The sequence below is a fragment of the Duncaniella sp. genome (genome assembly GCF_029056165.1).
Classification (GTDB): Bacteria; Bacteroidota; Bacteroidia; order Bacteroidales; family Muribaculaceae; genus Duncaniella.
The window spans coordinates 152,615-173,882 of the sequence record NZ_JAIDBW010000012.1; the positions used below are offsets into that span (position 1 = coordinate 152,615).

Sequence of the window (21,268 nt, forward strand, 5' to 3'; positions counted from 1 at the left end):
CTGCTGGAGATATGAATCAGAAATCAACGGTCAGACGGACGTTGAGCTGACGGCGAGTGAGATAGTTGGGGACGGCATACTGGATATCGTTTACATCGGTGACCCAGTAATAGGATGCGACGTTGGCGATGTCGAGCAGGTTGAACACATCGAATCCGAGCCATACACTCTTGAAGTGACGCTTGAATCCGTCGCGGCTCTCACCTTCCTTGAGTGGGGAGAGAAGTGCGTAGGATAGGCCGATATCCACGCGCTTGTAAGGCGGCATGCGGAAGTAAGCTTTGTCGCGGCTCGAACGTGGAGCTGTGGCTGGTAATCCGTCCATGAATATGCCGCGAAGCGCGAACTTGAGCTTGGGGAATTTCGGAAAATAATCCGTGAAGAAGAAACCGAGACTATAGGTGCGGTCAGTCGGACGGGGCACTTTGACCCCTTTGATCGTCTCGCTGGTTTTCATGAGCGAAAGGCTGATCCAAGAGTCGCTTCCGGGGACGAACTGTCCGAAGAGCTTCATGTCGATACCTGTCGCAAAGCCTGAACTTTCGTTAAGTCCGGAATAGACGATCTTCAGGTTGTCTATCTCGTAGGGGACAAGGTCGGATAGGGCTTTGTAGTAAATCTCTCCTGAGAGTTTGAATGGTCTGTTGAGTGCGCGGAAGGTATAGTCAGTTCCCGCGATCAAGTGGAAACTGCGCTGCGACTTGATCGCGGTGTTCAGCTCGATGGTCTGATTGCCCTGTGCATCGCTGACGGGCATTCGGTATTCCTTGTAGAATGGGCTTTGGTAATAGAGTCCGGTGGCGAAACGTAGAGCCCAAGAGGGAGCTTTCTCAGGAATGAATCCGAGAGTGATACGCGGACTCAGAAGAAGTTCCTTGTTGAAACTCCAGTAGGAGAGGCGCAGTCCGGCATTAAGGGTCAGGAAGCCCGCGGAGGTATTGATCTTCCACGCGTCCTGCGCGAAGGCGGAGAAGCGCGTGGATGACAGGTCATGGTGCGAAGCGAGGTTGTAGATTACTCGTAGGTTCACCCCGTCGGACGGGAGAGAAAATCCGGCAGAGTCACGAAGTTCCCATTCACGGCTGCGGTCCATGATGTTTTCACCCTGCACGTTGAGTCCGTAAGTCAGTGTATGGCGAGGGTTGATGGCAGTCTCACCACGCAAAGCGAGGGAGAGGACGGAGGCTTTGAGTCGGTTACGGGCATGCTCGTGGTAACGCCCGACTCCAAGCTCACCACCGACATTGGAATTGCCGGCCTGATCAAGCCAGTATTCGCCCGAAATATCGTAGGCCACGAGCTCGTCTGTAAGATAGGCTGAACCTGTAAGGCTAAGCGACGTGGAGCGCGAGGGACGGTAGTCAAGCGAGACCGCACCGAAATATGTCTCGAAGCGATCCTTTTCATGTCCGTCAAAATATACGGTAAATTGCTTTGCGTCGGTCGTTGTGCCGAAGGTTGTAGTGCGGTTTGTGGGAGTGAAGCGGTAATGGTTGAGGGCTATGTTACCGAGGAAGGACAATTTGAATTTCGGTGACATCTGCCAGTTGATGTTGGTCTGATAGTCAAAAAATGTAGGATCATATTCACCTTTCGTGTCCATTGAGCTGAGCAGGGATGAATTTCGCTTGTAGCGGACGCCGTGGAGCTGTGAGAATTTTTTGGATCCCTGACCGAGAGAAAGCGATGCTCCCATAAGACTGGCTGATACAGAGCCTTCGAATGCTTCCGGCTGACGGTAGGTGATATCGAGTACGGATGACATCTTATCGCCATATTCTGCAGGGAAACCGCCGGTTGAGAAGCCGATGGCACCGACAAGATCGGGGTTGATCACGCTGAGTCCTTCCTGCTGTCCGGATGACACGAGGAGAGGGCGGTAAACCTCGATCCCGTTGATATATACGGAATTTTCATCGTATGAACCTCCTCGTACGGAGTATTGCGATGACATTTCGTTTGATCCCTGCACTCCGGCCATTGTGGTTATGAGCGATTCGACACTTCCGCCGGAAGCATCAGGATTTTTTCGAAGTTCGGAGGCGTCGATTGTGGCGATAGATCCGGTCTGCTTTTTTAGTTCTGTCACTTCGACCTGCTGGAGCATTTCGGTAGTGAGCTGGAGACGCATGTTGAGTGTCACGTCGCCTGACGCATCGATCAGACGTCGTGTCTCCTCGCGGAAACCGATGCAGGAGAAATGTACGGTAATGGTGTCGGCCGCAGGACACGAAAGCGAGTAGTCACCCTCAAGACCTGAAGTGACGCCTATGGCCGTGCCGGCTATACGCACGGTTGCAAATTCAACCGGATCACCGTTGTTGTCGGTGATTTTACCATGAATCTTCACCTGTGAGTGACCTATAAGGGCAAGCAGGGGTGAAAGGAAGAGTATGAGCAGTGTATGGCGTTGGCGTTTGCCTTGCATGATTTCAGACTGTGTTGCTGGTTTACAGATATATTCTTATATAATAACTCCGCTATGTCATAGTGAATAAATTCCGGGTTGTATGGCCAGCGTAAGCGCAGGCTCTATAACTGAATTGCGACTGACATAGCATCATTCTCATATAAGTAATAACGCCGACGTTGGGTGAAAATTGTACTGAATAGCAGTCTATAGGATCATGCAGATGAAATGTTAATGTTTGGTCATCAGGATGGTCAGAGCGGTAGGAGTATAGGGGCGGATTCTGCAGTGCAATCCGGAGTTATCTCTGCGAGATCATTCAGGTAGGCAGTGAAACTTCCGTCTTTAGTAAAATCATCAGGCGTTTCGAGATCGGTAGGGATCGCAAATCCGATAGGGGCGAAGAGTATGATGCCGTTGAAGGATGTCGTCGAGTGTACTTCTGTGGAAAAGGGAATGACAGACGGCTGTAATTGATGGTCTGTCGGAGAGTAGGTGACGATGCAGTTGCGATATGCCTTTCCGTTCAGGATAGCTGCATGGGCGCGGACTGAAATTATATCGGTCATCTTGTCAACGGAGTTTTACGGTCTGCTGACCCTTACGTGCGGCTACGTTGTCATTACGGCCACGGGTACGAACCACGGAGATCGAGTCAAGATATGAAACGTTGCCCTTTGATGGTGAGAAATGGATTGAACCATAGACGGAAGTGGCAACTTTTGCTGAATCGAGGACAAGTGTGAGTGATTTCTTGCCTTCCGATCCCTGATTCATGGTGACGTATTCAGCTGTTCCGTCGTTGTAAGATACAGCGATGGTTATGAAGAGAGGGGTGCGTGGATTGACCGGACGCGCTGAAACTGTGTAGCGGTCACCCCGTTCCCAGTTTTTGTCAGTACTGAAGTTGAATGTCAGGAATTCAGAGGGTAGATCGGTAGTGTTGCGGACAACAGTCGGGCCGTTCCAGAGGTTGATTGAGTCACCGTCGAGGCTGACGGTGTTGAGGCGGTTGGAACTTTTTCCTCCCGCTTTCTCAGCCTCTGCAATTCGATCCTCAAGGATACTCACGGTCTTGTCATAAACCTTGATGTAGGCCTCAAGATGATTACCGTACCAATAAAGTGAGGTGTCGAGCTGCTGGGTGGTAATACCGTGACGCATACATATTGACTGGAGGAAAGTCTGCTTTGCAGAGTCAGTCCGGAATGCCGAACTCTTGGCATCCACCACCGCCTCGCCGGTATGGATGTCAGCCATGATCTCGGCCATTTTTCCTTCGGAAATGACGTAGCCGGGAGTCTTGCTACAGGCGGCAAGAAGCATGATTGTGGCGATGGCTGGCAGCAGACGGCGCATAGTGACGGATAGAAGTCTGGGATTTACTTAATAGGAATTATGTCGGAATCGGTGTGATCCCGGTCTGTCCGAGGGTAGGGTAGATCATGATCTCTCAGGGAGTTCCGCAAGAGCGTTGGGCGAGAGGATGTAGCGGTGATAGAAGATGATCAGGACAATTATGCCGCATGATATGGCTGCATCGGCGATGTTGAAGATAGGCTGGAAGAAAAGGAACTGCTGTCCACCGACGAGTGGTAGCCACGACGGCCATACGAAACTGAACAGCGGGAAGTAAAGCATATCGACGACACGTCCGAGAAATAGCGGAGCATAACCGCCTCCCTCAGGGAAGAGGGTAGCCAACTGCGGGGGCATGGGGTTGTTGAACATCACGCCGTAGAAAACACAGTCGAAGATGTTGCCCGCAGCTCCGGCTGTGATGAAGGCGAGACATACGAGATAGCCGCGCGGGATGGTGCGCAGAGCATAGATCTTGGCCATGTACCAGATAAGTGCTCCGACAGCGATGATACGGAAGATAGTCAGTGCGAGCTTGCTTCCGAGTTCCATCCCGAAGGCCATACCGTTGTTCTCGATGAAGTAGAGGTGAAACCAAGGGAAGATTTTCAGGTCTTCACCGAGATAGAAGTGGGTCTTGATCCATATTTTTGAAGCCTGATCAATGATCACCACTATCATTACAATAAAAAAGAGTAGTGTAGCTTTGCTACGCATTTTTCTTGTGGATTTTTTAGGAATGCTCTTCAGAAAGCGTGCTTAATTCTTGTTCTGCGACTTTTTGGCTTCGACGCTGCGCGTGGCGTGGGGGACGGCGCGCAGACGCTCCTTGGGGATAAGTTCACCGGTCACGCAGCAGATGCCGTATGTCCTGTTCTCGATACGGATAAGGGCATTCTGAAGATGTTGGATAAACGATTTCTGACGCTGTGCGAGCTGGCCGGCTTCTTCCTTGGAGAGGGTGGCTGCACCCTCTTCAAGGATTTTGAACGTCGGTGATGTGTCGGCAGTGTCGTTGCCGTCGGTATTGTTGATGAGTGAGCGGAGGGAATCATATTCCTTCTGCGCCTTTTCGAGTTTCTGGAGGATCAGCTCCTTGAATTCTTGGAGTTCCTCGTCGGAATAACGGGTTTTATCGCTCATAGCAATGATGGACGTTGGAATTAGAGGTTTTAGGAATTTTATTATTATCCGCTTGGGGGACAAGGAGAGAGGGATTCCTCTCTCCTCTTATGCCAGCGAGATTTTTACTTTAGCGGTGATATCGTCCATGTTCAGATCCTCGACACCGTCTTCTCCATCGGCAATGGGTGCGATTTCGAGCGAGGTGGCAAGTACCTGACGGGAGATATAGTCGGCGAAATCACGGATAGCGTCGTCAGTTGCCTCGCCGGGAGCGAAGGTCAGGGCGATACGGTCGGTGATATCGTAGTTGCGTGACTTGCGTATGTTCTGAATACGGTTGACGATATCGCGGGCGATACCTTCACGGCGAAGTTCGGGAGTGACAGTGACGTCGAGTGCGATCGTGAGCGATCCGTCGTTGGCCACGAGCCATCCGGGGATGTCCTCCGATATGATCTCGACGTCTGCGAGATCCACTTCGGCAGGAGTGCCGTTGAGATCGAATGAGAGTTTACCGTCACGTTCGAGCGCAGCGATGGATTTGGCATCGAGATTCTTGATGATCTCGGCTGCGGCCTTCATCTGCTTACCGAATTTCGGACCGAGTTTCTTGAAGTCGGGTTTTACGCTCTTGACGAGTATGCCCTCATCGTTGCCGACGATCTTCAGATCCTTGACATTGATTTCGCTCTTGACGAGTTCCTTGATGGCTTCAAGGGCAGCACGTCGCGAGTCATCAGCTACAGGGATCATGATTGTCTGAAGCGGCTGGCGGACTTTGAGGTTGACCTTACGGCGAAGTGCGAGTGCCATCGAAGTGATGTCCTGCGCGAGTTTCTGACGCTCTTCAAGCGCGGGGTCAATGAGCGCGGGATCGACTACCGGGAAACGGTCAAGGTGGACTGATTCGGTCGAGCCTGTGAGGTCACGGTAGAGGCGGTCGGCATAGAACGGTGCGAATGGTGCCATGAGACGGCTGACCGTCTCCAGACAGGTGTAGAGTGTCTGATATGCAGCGAGCTTGTCAGTGGTCATCTCGCCTCCCCAGAAGCGTTTGCGGTTGAGACGGACATACCAGTTAGAGAGGTTGTCACCGACGAAATCACCTATGGCACGGGCTGCGCGGGTGGGTTCGTAGTCATCGAGAGCGGCGGTCACTTCCTTGATGAGTGAGTTGAGGAGCGAGAGTATCCAGCGGTCGATTTCGGGACGCTCGCTGACAGGCACCTGCGGAGTCGCGGGATCAAATCCATCGACATTGGCATAGAGCGCGAAGAAGCTGTATGTATTATATAAGGTGGAGAAGAGCTTGCGCGAGGTTTCGAGCACGCCTTTCTCGTCATATTTGAGGTTGTCCCAAGGTGCGGAGTTGGAGATCATGTACCAACGGACGGGATCTGCGCCATACTGGCTGATCTGACCGAAGGGATCGACGGCGTTGCCGAGACGCTTGGACATCTTGTTGCCATACTTGTCAAGGACGAGGCCGTTGGAGATGACTGTCTTGTATGAGATGGAGTCAAACACCATGCCAGCGATGGCGTGGAGGGTGAAGAACCATCCGCGTGTCTGATCGACACCTTCGGCAATGAAGTCGGCAGGATAGACTTCGCGCTTGTCAAATGCCTCCTTGTTCTCGAAAGGATAGTGGATCTGGGCATAAGGCATTGAACCGGAGTCGAACCACACGTCGATGAGGTCTTTCTCGCGGTGCATGGGTTTGCCTGAGGGTGATACGAGCACGATATCATCCACGTAGGGACGGTGAAGATCGATTTTTTCGTAGTTGACTTTGTCGAAGTTACCCGGTTCGAAACCGGCTTTGCGGTAGGGATTCTCAGTCATGAAACCGGCTTCGACAGCACGATCGATCTCGTTGAAAAGCTGCTCGACGGATGAGATGCAAATTTCCTCCTTTGCATCTTCGGTGCGCCAGATGGGGAGGGGTGTTCCCCAGTAGCGGCTGCGCGAGAGATTCCAGTCCTGAAGATTTTCGAGCCATTTGCCGAAACGTCCGCTACCGGTGGATGCGGGTTTCCACTTGATACCTTCGTTGAGCTCCATGAGTCGCTCACGCACGGCAGTGGTCTTGATGAACCATGAATCGAGCGGATAGTAGAGCACGGGTTTATCTGTGCGCCAGCAGTGAGGATAGTTGTGGGTATGCTTCTCTATCTTGAATACTTTGTCGGTAGCTTTGAGCTCCATGCAGATCTTCACGTCAAGCGTCTCGGTCTCGTCAGTTGCGGCGGGATCGTAAGCGTTCTTGACATACTGACCCTCCCAAGGCTTGTAGGCTTCGACATCGACCATTGTCTCAACGAATTTCGGATCGAGATCTGAAAGGAGATAGAAACGGCCTGTCAGATCGACCATCGGGCGGATATTGCCGTCGCGGTCGATAAGGTGAAGCGGGGGTATGTTGTTCTGACGCGACACACGAAGGTCATCAGCACCAAACGTTCCGGCGATGTGGACGATACCGGTACCGTCCTCTGTGGTAACGTAGTCACCGGGGATCACACGGAAAGCACCCTCGCCGGGGTTGACCCACGGAAGGAGCTGTTCGTAGTCGATACCGACGAGATCAAGGCCCTTGACCTGAGCCACGACTTCGTAGGGGATGAGTTTGTCACCCTTTGAATAGCTGTCGAGCGGCAGATCCTTAGCTTTGGCATTGAAGAGCGAACCCATGAGGGCATCGGCAGCCACCACGGTGATCGGTTTGCCTGAATATGGATTGTAGGTGCGGACGATGTTGTATGTAATGTCCGGGCCTACGGCAAGTGCGGTGTTTGAGGGAAGGGTCCAAGGCGTAGTGGTCCACGCGAGGAAATAGGGTGTGCCCCAGCGGAAAAGCAGATCGCGGTAGGGAGCGAGCGAGGGATTATAGTTGTCGAGGATGCGGAATTGAGCCACGCATGTCGTATCCTTCACGTCGCGGTAGCAACCGGGCTGGTTGAGCTCGTGGGAGCTGAGACCAGTACCGGCAGCGGGCGAGTAGGGCTGGATGGTGTAACCCTTGTAGAGGTAGCCTTTCTCGTAGAGCTGGCCGAGAAGCCACCATACGGTCTCGATGTAACGGTTGTCGTAGGTGATATAGGCGTTGGGCATATCGACCCAGTAGCCCATGCGGCGTGTGAGGTCCTCCCATTCGCCGGTATATTTCATCACTTCGCGGCGACAGGCGGCATTATACTCATCGACCGAGATCTTCTTGCCGATATCCTCCTTGGTGATTCCGAGATTCTTTTCGACTCCGAGCTCGACGGGGAGACCGTGGGTGTCCCAGCCGGCTTTGCGCTTGACCTGATAGCCCTGCATGGTCTTGTAGCGGCAGAAAATGTCCTTGATTGTACGGGCGAGTACGTGGTGGATACCGGGTTTGCCGTTGGCCGAAGGAGGACCTTCGAAGAACACAAACGAGGGGCAGCCCTCACGTTCGGACATCGTGCGGGCAAACACATCTTCATTCCCCCACTTTTCAAGGATGGAATCATTGATTTCAGGCAGCTTCAGGCCGCTGTATTCAGGGAATCTCTTTGACATTTCGAGACGGGATTTTTATATGTAATTATATGTTTGGCTAAAATTTTTGCAAAAGTAGTAAATATTTCGCAAAAAACCTAAGAGCGTGATGATTCCTCGGTTTTTACCACTTGTTGTAGTGCACGTTTTCAGCCTTGTATTTATCTTTGGGAGCCTGCGGTCCGGTGGGGTAGCCGAGCATAACGACACTGAGGGGCACCACGGAGTCGGGGATGGCCATGAGATTGCGGACGAGTTCGACACGTTCGGAGATCGGGTAGCATCCACACCATACTGCGCCGAGCCCTACGGCATGGGCGGCGAGGAGGATGTTTTCAGTCGCAGCCGAGCAGTCCTGCACCCAGTAGTCCTTACCCTCGCCGGGGAGTTGGTTGGTGAGGTCACCGCAGACCACGATGGCCGCTTGCGCCTTGGCTGCTGGACGCCAGTTGCCTTGAGCGAGGCTGTCGAGGGTGGGGCGTTCGTTGATTACTATGAATCGCCACGGCTGCGAGTTACGGGCGGTCGGAGCTGCCATGCCGGCACGCAGAAGTGTGTCGATAGTGGCTTCGGAGATGGGTGTATCGGTGTAGTCGCGCACACTTGTGCGGGTCATGATGTTTTCGATGGCTGCATCAGTGGCCGATGCTCCTGACTGCGCTGATTCGGAGTTTCCGCATGAGCTGAGACCCATGACCATGCCGAGGACGGCTGTCGCTGCTAGTGAGTGTAATGTTTTCATTATGATTGATGATTGGGTGTTGTTTTTTGTTATTTCGACAGATTGTAAGGAGAGTCAGAGGCGATCCACACGTATGATCACCGGACGTGTCCCGTCGGGGCAGGCAAGGAGTGTGGTGGAGTGGTCGAGCGGCGGATCGCACGGATCGGTCACGGCTGCCGCACATATCAGTTCCCACAATCGGGGACAGAAGTCGGCCGGACAGATCGAACCGGCGGCAAAGGTGTATTCATCGCCTGACTTGAATAGACGGCAAGGGCCGGCATCGGGATCGTCGAGATAGAGAGCCTGCAGGTCGAGGTGACATTCGCGCCGCAGCACTGTCACCCGGCATGGGGTTGCGATCCGGTTGACTCCGTGAGGCTTGGCAGAGGGTCCGGATACGGATGGCTGACCGCTCCCTGAGGGAGCAGCGGTGATGAGCGCGGAGGCGGGGATGGCGTTGAGGCTGATGGCACCCGCCGCGAGTGAGGCTATCTTACAGAAATATCTACGGTCCATTGTCAGGACAAAGGTAGGAAATTCGAGGATAAGTTTTGTGTTTGCAAGTTGAAATTTAGGCTAAAAAAGTGTAAAATAATTTTCGTTTGACGGAAAAATGACTTAAATTTGCACTCACAAAATTCATTCATACATCAATGCGACAGTAGCTCAGTTGGTAGAGCATCAGCTTCCCAAGCTGAGGGTCGCGGGTTCGAGCCCCGTTTGTCGCTCCTCTGAAAAATCAGGTGATTAGCCGAGTGCTGATTGCCTGATTTTTTTGTTTGCATGGCCGGGGCGCAATTTATTGTGAAATTATTTACTGAAAAGCCCCGCATATAACACATTTTTCATTATCTTTGCGGTGGATTGATCAGTGGAGGCGAGGAGTTGCCCAAGACGATCGATCCATCACATTTTTGATAAAAAGGTGTTATTGAAATTTTATCTTCGTCATTCAAACTTGGCGGTTTAAATTGCAGTGAAGGTAAGATTGGCAATAGCACCTGCATCGGTAGCTTATATCCTGTCGTGACTGACAGTCTATATAGCCCTATCGGTGTGGGGCTATTGTTTTATCTACTGCATGGGTACGCCAAGACCTGAATGACGGATAAAACAAGATACATTCCTCACACCTTTTTTATGTCTATACCTTAAATATCTCAATGGAGGATGAGGGAAGTGATATGACCGAATGACAGCATCCCTACAAAAAATTTTAAATGAGATTAACTCGAGACTTGCAGGCGTAAATGTACTTGCTCGATATTCAGGCTGCTCGACTGAGACTGCTATGCTCGAATTGGATGATACGGTAGAGAAATATTGTGGCTATGTTTTAGACCTCAACCGTGCAATTTCATCAATTTTAAACGATGCATCCTCCTTTCAAGAGAAATTGATATGGTATAACAATCTCATAAGCATCTATAATCATTTTGTTGCCAAAACGGAATGTTTTGACGGAACATCAATCGAGGAAGTATTGCGTCCAATCTTCTATGTCACAGAGGATTTCATTGATAATATTAAATCAATTACAAAACTCTAAAAGAAAATTACCATCAATAAGTACTCTATACAAAAAGATAAACTATGAGAATCAAAAACGTAATTTCCACTTTAATACTGATTACAGTATTATTTTTCATTTCTGCTTGCAGTAGTGACGATGAGAACAATTCAAATTTCAGGTACAATCCCACAACTGGGACAAGTCAAGTTTCATGGGTTACGCCAAACAGTGTGGCTATAAAAGCCGGAACAAAAAGTATCGTTTTGCTCTCCTCTGAAAAAACTCTCTTGGAGAATGTGGAAAACGCCTACAACATGGCAATATTCTCTGATTCAGAAACTGTATGGTATGCTGATTATAATGACAAAGACCCTATAAGGGGTTATCTATTCACTGGATTAGCATCAAGTACTACATATTATTATGTATCATTGGTATATAATAATGTGGATGACTATTTTTCTTACGGCGATATAGGCTCTTTTAAGACAGATGAACCTATATCAGAAATTGTAGATTTAGGACTTTCTGTAAAATGGAGGGGATGGAATCTTGATGCAAATAACCCTTATGATAGAGGTTATGGATATCTGTGGGGGCATACTACTGCAGGGTATATGAAAAATCCGAACTATCCTCAAGAATCAAGTATAGTTGGAACTAACTACGATGCAGCAAAAGTTCAATTAGGAGGAAATTGGAGAATGCCCACGAAAGCGGAATGTGAAGAACTAACAGCAAAATGCACATTTCAAAAAGTATCATGTTATGATGAAACCAATGACATTTCTTGGTACGGAGTTTATGTGACCGGTCCATCTGGGAAGCATCTATTTATTCCAGAAACTTGGACTTTAACCGTAAATGATTATTATGAGTTAGATTGTTTCAATACTTGTTGTTTTTGGATTGGAGAATCTGACATATTGAATGGTGATAAATACTATTATTCAGGTTATAATGAAGACTCCTTAGATGCATCATTTGGAGAAATCAAAGGATGCTATAAAAATTGGGAGTTACCAATCAGGGCAGTTATAGAATAATATTAAGACGGCAAACAACGCCTATGAATGTGATATTAAACTGTAACCTAAAAGTTTTGTGCCTAACTTTTGGGTCGCAGTTTATCATCACATAAGGTCTTCCAGCCGTATAGAACGCGCAGCGGTATAAAAACGTGGCAACTCTCTGGGGATTTATTTTAGTCAAAATAACACATTAATATAAATTTGATCTTTAAGAGTTACTTATCAGAAAAGTAATGTTGTAAATGAAAACGATCCTAAGGAATTATCTGATTTCGGGAATTTTAGAGAACGGACCGAATCATCGGTGCGATCGGTGATGGCGGGAAGTTACCGGTTTCGGATGAAAGTTGCGGGAGGAGCAGGTGCGAGGTTGGGGCGGATGGAGTGTTAATTACCCGGCAAAATGAGGCTGGCTATTGTGTAACTGACTAAGTTTTACTAATTTTGCGTTAATTTTGGCGCAATATCGGATCCTCCATGCACACAGGACGGTGAAATGATGTTGCAAAGGACTTGAAATTATCAATCCGATCCGTACAACTTCTGTTTATTTATGCGATTTACCGATATATTACTATCCGCCGCGTTGCTGACAGCAGGATGTTGTCTGCCCACGGCCTGTGACCGAAAACCGGCATCCGCACCGATCTCTGCAATAGAGGAGGGTTTCATGACACCTCCCGACAGCATAGGTGTGGCAGCCAACTGGTGGGTCAGCGAGGATCTTTCGCTTGAAAATGTTGTCGATGACTTCACGTCGATGAAAAACGCCGGTGTCACCCGCGTCATAATCTGTTTCGATGTACGCGATGACTCAGTCATGGATAGCGAACACTGGTGGCAAATACTCCATCAGGCTCTGAAGACGGCAGGCGACCTCGACATAGAGGTCGGAATCTCCAACCTTCCCGGACGCGGCCATAATATCAAGCCCGAACAGTCCATGCGACGCATAGTCTCGGCATGGACGGTGGTCGAGGGACCCGGTATGCAGACCATCGACCTGCCTGAGATCGAGGGTGAATATCAGGATGTGGCTGTGGTGGCCTATCCGCTCTTCGAACACGAGAGCTATTCTCAGACATGGACTCTGAAAAAGAATGCGGGACTTCCGCTATCGACCAAACTGGAGCTCGATACCACGGTGACGGTGCGCAGCATTGAGGTGAATGTCGATACACCCATGCGTACGGAAGGAATAGTCAGCATCAAGGACAACGGTGAATGGAAGGAAGCGAGACGCTTCGACATCGACCGCTCGAATGTCGGATCGGTTGACGGTATTCCGGTCATAATCTCGCTCCCTGAAAGTGAGGTGAGCGAGGTGCTTTTCGAGGTGGCCGAACCGGGAGCGGGTGAGATCGAGGTCACACTCTCGGAGCAGCCCAAGGTGGAGCGCATAGCCGAAAAGCAATTGGTCAGAATGGGCAGGGCCTACGACTACAGTGCGTGGAACGAGCAGCCGGCCTACACGACATCTGACTGGACTGTCGATACAAAGAATGTAATAGTCATTACTCCTGACATCTATGACGGAGAGCTTGATCCGGGAGTAAAGCAGGGGCGGATTGAGAAGGATGTCCCTCCCGGCCGGTGGGTAATTGCCCGCATAGCCATGACTCCGGTAAGTACCGAAGCTTTATCGCATACTGTGGCCGACGGCGGAATGGCCTTCGACAAGATGAACAAGGATAATCTTCAGAAGCAGGTCAACGGTTATATGAAGGAGATCCTACGTCGTATTCCCGCCGAGGACCGCAAGACTTTCCGTATGATCGTCGATGACAGCTACGATGCCGACGGTCAGAACTGGACTGATAATATGACGGATGAGTTCTATAGCCGTTACGGCTATTCACCTATGCTATTCATGCCCGTGTTCAGGGGTATCACAGTCGGAAGCAATGATATCTCCGAGCGTTTCCTCTGGGATCTCCGCAGGATTGTGGCCGACATGGTGGCTACGGAGTATATCGGCGGTCTTAGGGAAAGTGCCCATGACAATGGCCTCCGGCTTCTACTGAAGAGCAATGGCCGTGGCGGACGATCGGGCGACTTCCTACTCTCAGCCGGCCAGAGCGATGAGATCGCGGGCGATAGCCGGAGCGTGGATGGATCAGGGGTCATCAATAATCGTATCTTGGCATCAGGCGGACATATTTATGGTAAGGACAGGATCTGGTCCGAGGTAGGTGCCGCCACTGTCATGCAGTCAGGTCTGCACAGCAATGTGGATAAGAAGCGGGCCGACTGTCTTTTGGCCGAGGGTGTCAATGCTCCGATCCTTGATCTTGTCAGCGTCAGAGGTGATTCCCTGACCGCTTCCTGTGCAGCGGGATTGGCCGATAGCACAGGTGTAGCTATAGATTATCTGCGCCGTTGCGGCTATCTGCTCCAGCAGGGTCGATATGTGGCGGACGTGGCCTATTTCAGGGGTGAGGATGTCCCAACGACCGTTACCGGCGGTAACCCCGTCCTCCCTGCAGGATATTCGTTTGATTTTATCAATGCTGACGTGTTGAAGAATCATGCCCGCGTGAAGAACGGACGACTTGTGCTTGACAGCGGTATGGAATACAGTGTGCTCATGCTGCCGAACCGGGCTATCCGTCCGGAGATGATCGAGCGTATAGAACAGCTTGTGAAGGATGGTCTGACCGTGGTCGGTCATGCGCCCGAACGTTCGCCGAGTCTCGCCCACTATCCGTTGGCTCATGCGACCGTGATCGAGACAGCTTCGCGTATGTGGAGTCCCGATGGTAAGGTCAATAAAGTCGGCAAAGGCAAGGTGTGGAATGCAGATACCGATATGTCTGATGTGATGGCGGATCTGAATATTGTTCCGGATCTCTCCGTCGGCGAAGGCGAAAGTATGCCGCTGTTCACGCATCGCCGTCTCGGTGATGCGGAGATCTACTTCATCTCCAATCCAAGTGCTGAAAGACTGTCGATCAATCCCACGTTCAGAGTGAAATCCGGCATGGTGCCGCAATTGTGGAATGCGGTTGACGGTTCGGTCCGCAGCTTCGAGCAGTTCACGCCGGCAGCTACAGGCGAAGGTGTCACAATCCCTGTTGTTCTTGATCCTTCGGAGAGCGTGTTTGTCGTTTTCCGTAAAAAGGCTTAAATTTAAGTCCTCAGGGATAAAACGGGTTATTAACACCCACAAAAAGATTCTTGATATATGACTCAACAACGCGCTCAGTTTGCTACACGTCTCGGCGTGATTGCGACGACAGTCGGTTCGGCTGTCGGACTCGGTAACATCTGGCGATTTCCTTTCGAAGCCGGAGTTCATGGCGGCGGAGCGTTTCTCCTGATAGATCTCTTCTTTATATTTATAATAGGTGTGCCCGTAGTGTGTGCGGAGTTCATCATAGGCCGTCACACGGGGCTTAACGTGCGCGGAGCATTCCGTAAGCTTGCTCCGGGACGTCCGTGGGGCATTGTCGGTTATCTCGGACTGCTTGCATCCATCCTGATCCTCAGTTTCTACTCGGTGGTGGCCGGTTGGACGCTTGAATATATATGGCAGTCACTCAACAGTTTCGGTGGAGTGACTTCGGTGGAGGGGCTTCACGGGCAGTTTGACAGTTTCGCCACTTCTGATTGGCGACCGGCAATGTGGACCATCGTATTCTTGGCCATCAATTATCTTATCCTTGCGCGTGGAGTGCAGAAAGGCATTGAGAAGATGTCCAATATAATGATGCCGCTGCTGTTTGTCATACTGGTAGTGTTCTGTATCAATTCGCTGCGTATGCCTGCTGCAGCTGAGGGGCTTACATTCCTTTTCAAGCCGGATTTTTCACAGGTGACCCCGTCTGTGATGCTTGGGGCTATGGGGCAGGCATTTTTCTCGCTTAGTCTTGGACTTGGCTGCCTGATCACCTATTCAAGCTATTTCAAGAAAGAAACACCCTTGTTGAGGACAGCCGGGATCATGGCATCGCTTGACACGATGGTTGCAATTCTTGCCGGAGTCATCATATTTCCGGCAGTGTTCACCTTCGGGATGGAACCAGCCGCCGGTCCGAAGCTCGTGTTCGAGATACTTCCGTCAATCTTCATGCACATGCCGGGGTCAATGATGTGGTCAGTGTTGTTTTTCATCCTTCTTTTCCTTGCGTCACTGTCATCGACCATATCCATGAGCGAGATCACGATTGCTTACATGACGGATGAATACGGATTTTCGCGCCGTAGGGCAACTGCATATAATATAGGTGTGGCCATGCTTCTCGGTTCAGTCTGCGCTCTCTCGTTCGGCTCGCTGTCAAGATGGACTGTATGCGGACTCACGGTGTTCAATCTTTTCGACTATGTATCGTCCAACATCATCCTGCCTGTCGGCGGTATGATTATATCGATTTTTGTAGGGTGGGTGCTTGACCGCACGGTCGTGACATCCGAACTGATGACTCCCGGCAGTGGTGTAAAGCCGTGGATGGTGAAAGCAGTTGTCATCTGTCTGCGCTACATCGCCCCCACGTGTATCGGACTGGTGTTTGTGTGCGGTCTTGGTCTGTGGTAGCAGATGTGGTCCGGTGGGGGATCGACTGCATGTAAAAGTAGGTTACATTTAATAAAGTCGGCTCTTTATAGCTGATTATTGGAAAATTATTGTTAAGTTTGTGGAAACAATGTACCCGTCAAGCGGGTTAGTTATTTGGAACATACTTTCCCGGACTAATCATCGATTCTCCCCCATGAAAAAAAAGATCCTCAACATTATCAAGAACGATCCTTGGCTTGAACCATACAGCGATGCGATCGTAGGTCGTCATGCCGACGCACTTGCGAAAGAAGCTGAACTCTGTGGGCCTGATGGCACACTCGACACGTTTGCCAACGCACATAACTTTTTCGGACTCCACCGTCTGCCTGACGGCGGATGGGTGTTCCGTGAATGGGCACCCAATGCTACAGCCATTACTCTCATCGGCGACTTCTCGAAGTGGAAGCAGATGAAAAAATATGCCCTCAAACCGAAGAAAAACGGTGTGTGGGAAATCAAACTCAAACCGACCGACATGCATCATGGCGACCTCTATAAGATGATGGTCAGCTGGGACGGCGGAGCAGGGGAGCGCATCCCGGCCTACGCTACCCGTGTGGTGCAGGATGAGAATACCAAAGTGTTTTCAGCTCAGGTATGGTCGCCCGAACCTTACAAATGGAAGGTTCGCCGCTTCCGTCCCGACACCCGTCCGCTCCTTATCTACGAATGCCATATAGGCATGGCTCAGGAGAGAGAGGGGATAGGTACATATACCGAATTCCGTGACGAGATCCTCCCGCGTATTGCAGCCGACGGCTACAATGCCATTCAGATCATGGCTATTCAGGAACATCCCTATTACGGATCGTTCGGCTATCACGTGTCCAGTTTCTACGCACCCTCAAGCCGTTTCGGCACACCGGAGGAACTGAAGAGTCTCATTGACCGCGCTCATGAGCTTGGCATTGCTGTCATCATGGATATTGTCCACTCTCATGCTGTCAAGAATGAGGTGGAGGGTCTCGGACGCCTTGACGGAAGCTATGATCAGTACTTCTACGGTGACGGCCGCCGCGAACATCCGGCATGGGATTCACTGTGTTTTGACTACGGCAAGAACGATGTGATCAACTTCCTGCTCTCAAACTGCAAATACTGGCTTCAGGAATTCCACTTCGATGGTTTCCGTTTCGACGGTGTTACCTCGATGCTCTATTACAACCACGGTCTCGGACAGGCATTCGGTGGCTATGACGACTATTACAACGGCGGTCAGGACACGAATGCGATCACATATCTCACGCTTGCCAATAAGCTTATCCATCAGATCAATTCCAATGCCATAACCATTGCGGAGGAGATGAGCGGTATGCCCGGCCTCGCAGTTCCTGTCAAGGATGGCGGTATCGGATTCGATTACCGTATGGCCATGGGTATTCCCGATTACTGGATCAAGATCCTCAAGGAAAAGAAGGACGAGGATTGGCATCCAACCTCAATCTTCTGGGAACTGACCAACCGTCGTGCGGATGAAAAGACTATTTCCTACGTCGAGAGCCATGATCAGGCACTCGTCGGTGACAAGACGGTGATCTTCCGTCTGATTGATAAAGAAATGTATTGGCACATGATGAAGGATGACGATAATATGATCGTTGCGCGCGGTATGGCCCTCCACAAGATGATACGTCTTGTCACGGCTTCCACCATCAACGGTGGCTATCTCAACTTCATGGGTAATGAATTCGGTCATCCGGAATGGATCGACTTCCCGCGTGAAGGCAATGGCTGGAGCTATAAGTATGCCCGCCGCCAGTGGAGTCTGGTGGATCGGAAAGATTTGAAGTACGAGCTTCTGAACGCATTTGACAATGCAATGGTTCATCTCCTTTCAGGTGTCTATAATTTTCAGGCACTCCCTGTGGTGAAACTCTGGGAGAAGGACGATGATCAGGTGCTCGCCTATATGCGCGGTGATCTCGCTTTCGTGTTCAACTTCAATCCGTCGGAGGCATTTACCGGTTACGGCATCCTTGCTCCCGCAGGTGAGTATGATGTGGTTCTTTCCACTGATAATCCCGATTTCGGTGGCTACGGTAACATTGACGAATCCATCAGCCATCTCACCCAGTCTGATCCGCTTTTCGCACCGTCCGGCAAAGAGTGGTTGCGACTCTACCTGCCTCCGCGTTCAGCCCAAGTGCTCCGTCTGCGCCGTGCCCAGCCTAAGAAAACCACGAAGTCTAAGGCTGAAAGTACAAAGAAAGACTGACTGAACTGATCATTAATAAATAATCGAAATATAATTCCCTGCATATTTCAGTGAGTGGAGAGCCGTTTGCTGACTGAGTATGCAGGGTAATCTTTATTATTGGAAAATGAAATCTAATTATCCAACTGTTGCTTTGGTCGTGACTACTTTTAACTCCTCCAAAGCATTGAAATGCATGTTAGAAAGCATCCTCCGCCAAGAGGTTTTTCCTGATGAGATCGTTATTGCAGACGATGGCTCAACAGATGACAGTCTAAAACTAATAGATACGTTTAGGGGGGGGTAAATTCAATGGTATAGTTAAGCATATCTGGCAGGAAAACAAGGGATACAGGCGTAGTAAAATCCTGAATAAAGCTATTTTGGCATCGCAGTCAGATTATATCATCACAATAGATAACGATGTCATTCTTCACCCAAAGTTTATTGCCGATCATAAGAAAAATGCACGTAAGGGATATTTTGTCGCGGGACGCAGGAGCTATATCACAGAGGATTATGCCGTAAAGATAAAAGAAGGAAAAGCCATACGTCTTCCCGGTTTCTTTTCCGGTAATTTAAAAAGAAGGTTTTCATCATTAAGGATTCCTTTGCTTAGCTGTCTTTTTTATGGACATCATAGAAATTCGACACGTCAGCTGATGGGGAGTAATATGGCTTTTTGGAAATCGGATTTTATTAGTGTTAACGGTTTTGAGGAAGAATTTGTAGGTTGGGGCAGTGAGGATCGGGAATTTTGTTTACGCATGATGAATTGTGGAGTTAGACGTCGTACACTTGTATTCAGTGCCATACAATTTCATTTGGATCATCCGGTAAGAAGTGTGCATGATAATCTGCAAGCAAACCGTCAAATCTTTCTTAAAGCGAAATCATCAAAGAAAGTCAGGGCTAATACTGGAATTGATCAGTATGAATGAAGAAACTGACTAAAATTAAAACGATTGAGTCAAAATAGATAAATCACACCGGTTGTAGGTCTGCGTAAGTCCTACAACCGGTGTGATTCTGATATATCGTTTTTTAATTTCTTACTCCCAAGTGAGAGTCTGAAGATCGAATGCGTTACTTGATCACTACGTCCTTATTAGTTCCCGTATAGAGGATCTTTTCGGCATCCGGTGAAGTGAATGTGCAGTTGGTAAAGGTGGCGTCGTTGACATTGTTTATCTTGAGCGCAGGACCTTGCTCTGTCGAGATCTTTACATTATCGAAGCGGATATCTGTTGATTCTGAAATCAGACCTCCGTTTTTGGCTGTGAATATCGAATTGGTAAGTTTGACGTTTTCGATATGCATTTCGGGAAGGCCGTTGAACTTGACTGACATTCCTGAGTCGAACGACGATACACCGTTGATGGTGATATTACGGAACTGGGGAGTGGTCTCATCAACCGGTGGAATGGTGGTGGGGGCGTTCTTGACCCAGTAGTAGAGGTCGAAAAGCAGACCTTCCTCACGGATATTGAACATGTTGACGTTGTCGATAAAAATATTCTCGACAACACCTCCGCGTCCACGAGTGCTCTTGAAGCGAAGGCCGACATCAGTACCGATGAACTGGCAGTCGGTCACAGAGACATTGTTGACACCACCCGACATTTCACTGCCGACAACGAATCCGCCGTGACCTTGGAATACCCGGCAATCCTTGACAATAACATTTTCAGTCGGCATTCCGCGTTTACGTCCGTCCTCATCCTTTCCGGATTTGATACAGATGGCATCGTCACCAACATCGAGAGTAGTACGATAAATTATGACATTTTTGCATGATTCCACGTCAAGGCCGTCGCCATTCATGGCATATTCGGGATTTTTGATATAAACACCGTCAATTATGAGGTTTTCACACATCAGCGGGTGGAGATTCCATGCGGGAGAGTTCTGAAACAACACTCCTTGGAGAAACACATTCTTGCAACGGGTGAATTTGAGCATTACCGGACGGAGGAAATTTTTGATTTTTTCCGCCTCCTCCTTTGACAGTTTCTTGAGTTCGTCATGACTCAGCTTACCGCCTTCAATATATTCCTCGCTGGGATACCATGCATAGTCATCCTTCACGATTCCTCCTGATTTCACAAGACTTTTCCACTGTCCGGGAGTCATCTTGTCGCGTTTGACGGCACGCCATGCGGCACCGTTGCCGTCTATAACGCCGTCACCCGTGATAGCGATATTTTCAAGATTCTCACCGTTGATTGGCGAGATTGCGCGGTATGCCTCGTAGCCTTCATAGACGGTATAGACCACGGGATAGAGGTCACGGTCGGGAGAGAAAAGCAACAGCGCACCCCCCGCGAGATGGAGATTGATATTGGACTTGAAAGTGATAGGCCCTGTCAGCCATACTCCTGCCGGAACGTTGAGCGTACCGCCACCCTTCGAGGCGAGTGCGTCAATAGCCTTTGCGAAAGCCTCGGTATTGAGGGTCTTACCGTCGGATACAGCTCCGAAATCAGTGATTGAAACTTCTCGGTCGGGGAATGTGGGACGGTTGATGACAGGCATTTCAAACGGGAGTCCCTCGTAAAGATGGCTGTAGGCTGACTCCGTGGCACTAAAGGCCACACTGCTGCCCATGATAAGCCCTAACATTGCAGAAAGTAATCTCATGGTGGATCAGATTCTTGAATTTTAGTTGATAGTGAAATTTGAATATTTATCCAAAATTACATAAAAAGTCTCAAACCGGCATAAATAGTTCTGATTTTTATCTCTGATTCCACATTAAATATGTAGATTGTCTGTATGGTATTGCATGGAAGTAATGAATGAAAACAATGACACCGGTAGGGG

At 49.7% G+C, this 21,268-nt stretch carries 16 protein-coding genes and 1 tRNA gene; 8 read left to right on the top strand and 9 right to left on the bottom strand.

The genetic code is table 11. From position 1 onward, the window contains the following. Window positions 1-16: 16 nt before the first annotated feature. The 8 genes from K2G41_RS02570 to K2G41_RS02605 all read right to left on the bottom strand — a co-directional run bounded on the left by K2G41_RS02570 (window position 17) and on the right by K2G41_RS02605 (window position 9,665). Window positions 17-2,428: a TonB-dependent receptor gene (locus K2G41_RS02570; RefSeq protein WP_300113990.1), complete on the bottom strand. Its 2,412-nt coding sequence runs from the start codon at window positions 2,426-2,428 to the stop codon at window positions 17-19. A gap of 236 nt (window positions 2,429-2,664) precedes the next feature. After that, a complete protein-coding gene (locus K2G41_RS02575; protein ID WP_300113993.1) occupies window positions 2,665-2,979 on the bottom strand; it encodes a hypothetical protein in 315 nt (104 codons plus the stop codon). Between the two features lie 4 nt (window positions 2,980-2,983). Then, window positions 2,984-3,769 (bottom strand): DUF4296 domain-containing protein, encoded by a 786-nt coding sequence (locus K2G41_RS02580; protein WP_300113996.1) that lies wholly within the window; start codon window positions 3,767-3,769, stop codon window positions 2,984-2,986. Window positions 3,770-3,853: 84 nt separating this feature from the next. After that, window positions 3,854-4,486: a lipoprotein signal peptidase gene (locus tag K2G41_RS02585; RefSeq protein ID WP_300113998.1), complete on the bottom strand. Its 633-nt coding sequence runs from the start codon at window positions 4,484-4,486 to the stop codon at window positions 3,854-3,856. A gap of 42 nt (window positions 4,487-4,528) precedes the next feature. Further along, window positions 4,529-4,912, bottom strand: coding sequence for a TraR/DksA family transcriptional regulator (locus K2G41_RS02590; RefSeq protein WP_300114001.1), 384 nt, complete (start codon window positions 4,910-4,912; stop codon window positions 4,529-4,531). 87 nt (window positions 4,913-4,999) lie between these two features. Further along, complete coding sequence (gene ileS, locus K2G41_RS02595) at window positions 5,000-8,443, bottom strand: isoleucine--tRNA ligase (RefSeq protein ID WP_300114004.1); 3,444 nt, start codon at window positions 8,441-8,443, stop codon at window positions 5,000-5,002. Between the two features lie 103 nt (window positions 8,444-8,546). Beyond that, window positions 8,547-9,164 carry a nitroreductase family protein gene (locus K2G41_RS02600; RefSeq protein ID WP_300114006.1) on the bottom strand — a complete coding sequence of 206 codons (618 nt, stop codon included), beginning with the start codon at window positions 9,162-9,164 and terminating at the stop codon, window positions 8,547-8,549. Between the two features lie 54 nt (window positions 9,165-9,218). Next, window positions 9,219-9,665 carry a TIGR04076 family protein gene (locus K2G41_RS02605; protein ID WP_300114009.1) on the bottom strand — a complete coding sequence of 149 codons (447 nt, stop codon included), beginning with the start codon at window positions 9,663-9,665 and terminating at the stop codon, window positions 9,219-9,221. Window positions 9,666-9,804: 139 nt separating this feature from the next. Between K2G41_RS02605 and K2G41_RS02610 the strand changes: the two genes are divergently transcribed. The 8 genes from K2G41_RS02610 (at window position 9,805) to K2G41_RS02640 (ending at window position 19,386) form a co-directional block, all read left to right on the top strand. Continuing rightward, window positions 9,805-9,877, top strand: a tRNA-Gly gene (locus K2G41_RS02610). A 464-nt stretch (window positions 9,878-10,341) separates the two neighbouring features. Continuing rightward, window positions 10,342-10,698: a hypothetical protein gene (locus tag K2G41_RS02615; RefSeq protein WP_300114012.1), complete on the top strand. Its 357-nt coding sequence runs from the start codon at window positions 10,342-10,344 to the stop codon at window positions 10,696-10,698. 44 nt (window positions 10,699-10,742) lie between these two features. Continuing rightward, window positions 10,743-11,708 carry a hypothetical protein gene (locus tag K2G41_RS02620; protein WP_300114015.1) on the top strand — a complete coding sequence of 322 codons (966 nt, stop codon included), beginning with the start codon at window positions 10,743-10,745 and terminating at the stop codon, window positions 11,706-11,708. Between the two features lie 538 nt (window positions 11,709-12,246). Continuing rightward, window positions 12,247-14,820: a glycosyl hydrolase gene (locus K2G41_RS02625; RefSeq protein ID WP_300114018.1), complete on the top strand. Its 2,574-nt coding sequence runs from the start codon at window positions 12,247-12,249 to the stop codon at window positions 14,818-14,820. A gap of 57 nt (window positions 14,821-14,877) precedes the next feature. Further along, a complete protein-coding gene (locus tag K2G41_RS02630) occupies window positions 14,878-16,227 on the top strand; it encodes a sodium-dependent transporter (protein ID WP_300114020.1) in 1,350 nt (449 codons plus the stop codon). A 175-nt stretch (window positions 16,228-16,402) separates the two neighbouring features. Next, window positions 16,403-18,466 (top strand): alpha amylase C-terminal domain-containing protein, encoded by a 2,064-nt coding sequence (locus K2G41_RS02635; RefSeq protein ID WP_300114023.1) that lies wholly within the window; start codon window positions 16,403-16,405, stop codon window positions 18,464-18,466. Between the two features lie 106 nt (window positions 18,467-18,572). Continuing rightward, on the top strand, window positions 18,573-18,752 hold the full coding sequence (locus K2G41_RS12375; protein WP_366145373.1) for a glycosyltransferase: 180 nt from the start codon (window positions 18,573-18,575) through the stop codon (window positions 18,750-18,752). Window positions 18,753-18,762: 10 nt separating this feature from the next. After that, entirely contained in the window at window positions 18,763-19,386 is a 624-nt protein-coding gene (locus K2G41_RS02640; protein ID WP_366145386.1) for a galactosyltransferase-related protein, read from the top strand. A 145-nt stretch (window positions 19,387-19,531) separates the two neighbouring features. On the opposite strand, the gene K2G41_RS02645 is transcribed toward K2G41_RS02640, so the two are convergent. Next, entirely contained in the window at window positions 19,532-21,085 is a 1,554-nt protein-coding gene (locus K2G41_RS02645) for a glycoside hydrolase family 28 protein (RefSeq protein ID WP_300114025.1), read from the bottom strand. Between the last annotated feature and the right edge of the window lie 183 nt (window positions 21,086-21,268).

Bases quoted from the DNA above. Each gene is read 5' to 3' on its own strand.
- K2G41_RS02605 (WP_300114009.1), bottom strand. From the start codon at position 9,665: ATGGACCGTAGATATTTCTGTAAGATAGCCTCACTCGCGGCGGGTGCC.
- K2G41_RS02615 (WP_300114012.1), top strand. From the start codon at position 10,342: ATGACAGCATCCCTACAAAAAATTTTAAATGAGATTAACTCGAGACTT.
- K2G41_RS02590 (WP_300114001.1), bottom strand. From the start codon at position 4,912: ATGAGCGATAAAACCCGTTATTCCGACGAGGAACTCCAAGAATTCAAG.
- K2G41_RS02635 (WP_300114023.1), top strand. From the start codon at position 16,403: ATGAAAAAAAAGATCCTCAACATTATCAAGAACGATCCTTGGCTTGAA.
- K2G41_RS02625 (WP_300114018.1), top strand. From the start codon at position 12,247: ATGCGATTTACCGATATATTACTATCCGCCGCGTTGCTGACAGCAGGA.
- K2G41_RS02575 (WP_300113993.1), bottom strand. From the start codon at position 2,979: ATGACCGATATAATTTCAGTCCGCGCCCATGCAGCTATCCTGAACGGA.
- K2G41_RS02645 (WP_300114025.1), bottom strand. From the start codon at position 21,085: ATGAGATTACTTTCTGCAATGTTAGGGCTTATCATGGGCAGCAGTGTG.
- K2G41_RS02580 (WP_300113996.1), bottom strand. From the start codon at position 3,769: ATGCGCCGTCTGCTGCCAGCCATCGCCACAATCATGCTTCTTGCCGCC.
- K2G41_RS02600 (WP_300114006.1), bottom strand. From the start codon at position 9,164: ATGAAAACATTACACTCACTAGCAGCGACAGCCGTCCTCGGCATGGTC.
- K2G41_RS02630 (WP_300114020.1), top strand. From the start codon at position 14,878: ATGACTCAACAACGCGCTCAGTTTGCTACACGTCTCGGCGTGATTGCG.
- K2G41_RS02620 (WP_300114015.1), top strand. From the start codon at position 10,743: ATGAGAATCAAAAACGTAATTTCCACTTTAATACTGATTACAGTATTA.
- K2G41_RS02570 (WP_300113990.1), bottom strand. From the start codon at position 2,428: ATGCAAGGCAAACGCCAACGCCATACACTGCTCATACTCTTCCTTTCA.
- K2G41_RS12375 (WP_366145373.1), top strand. From the start codon at position 18,573: ATGAAATCTAATTATCCAACTGTTGCTTTGGTCGTGACTACTTTTAAC.
- ileS (WP_300114004.1), bottom strand. From the start codon at position 8,443: ATGTCAAAGAGATTCCCTGAATACAGCGGCCTGAAGCTGCCTGAAATC.
- K2G41_RS02585 (WP_300113998.1), bottom strand. From the start codon at position 4,486: ATGCGTAGCAAAGCTACACTACTCTTTTTTATTGTAATGATAGTGGTG.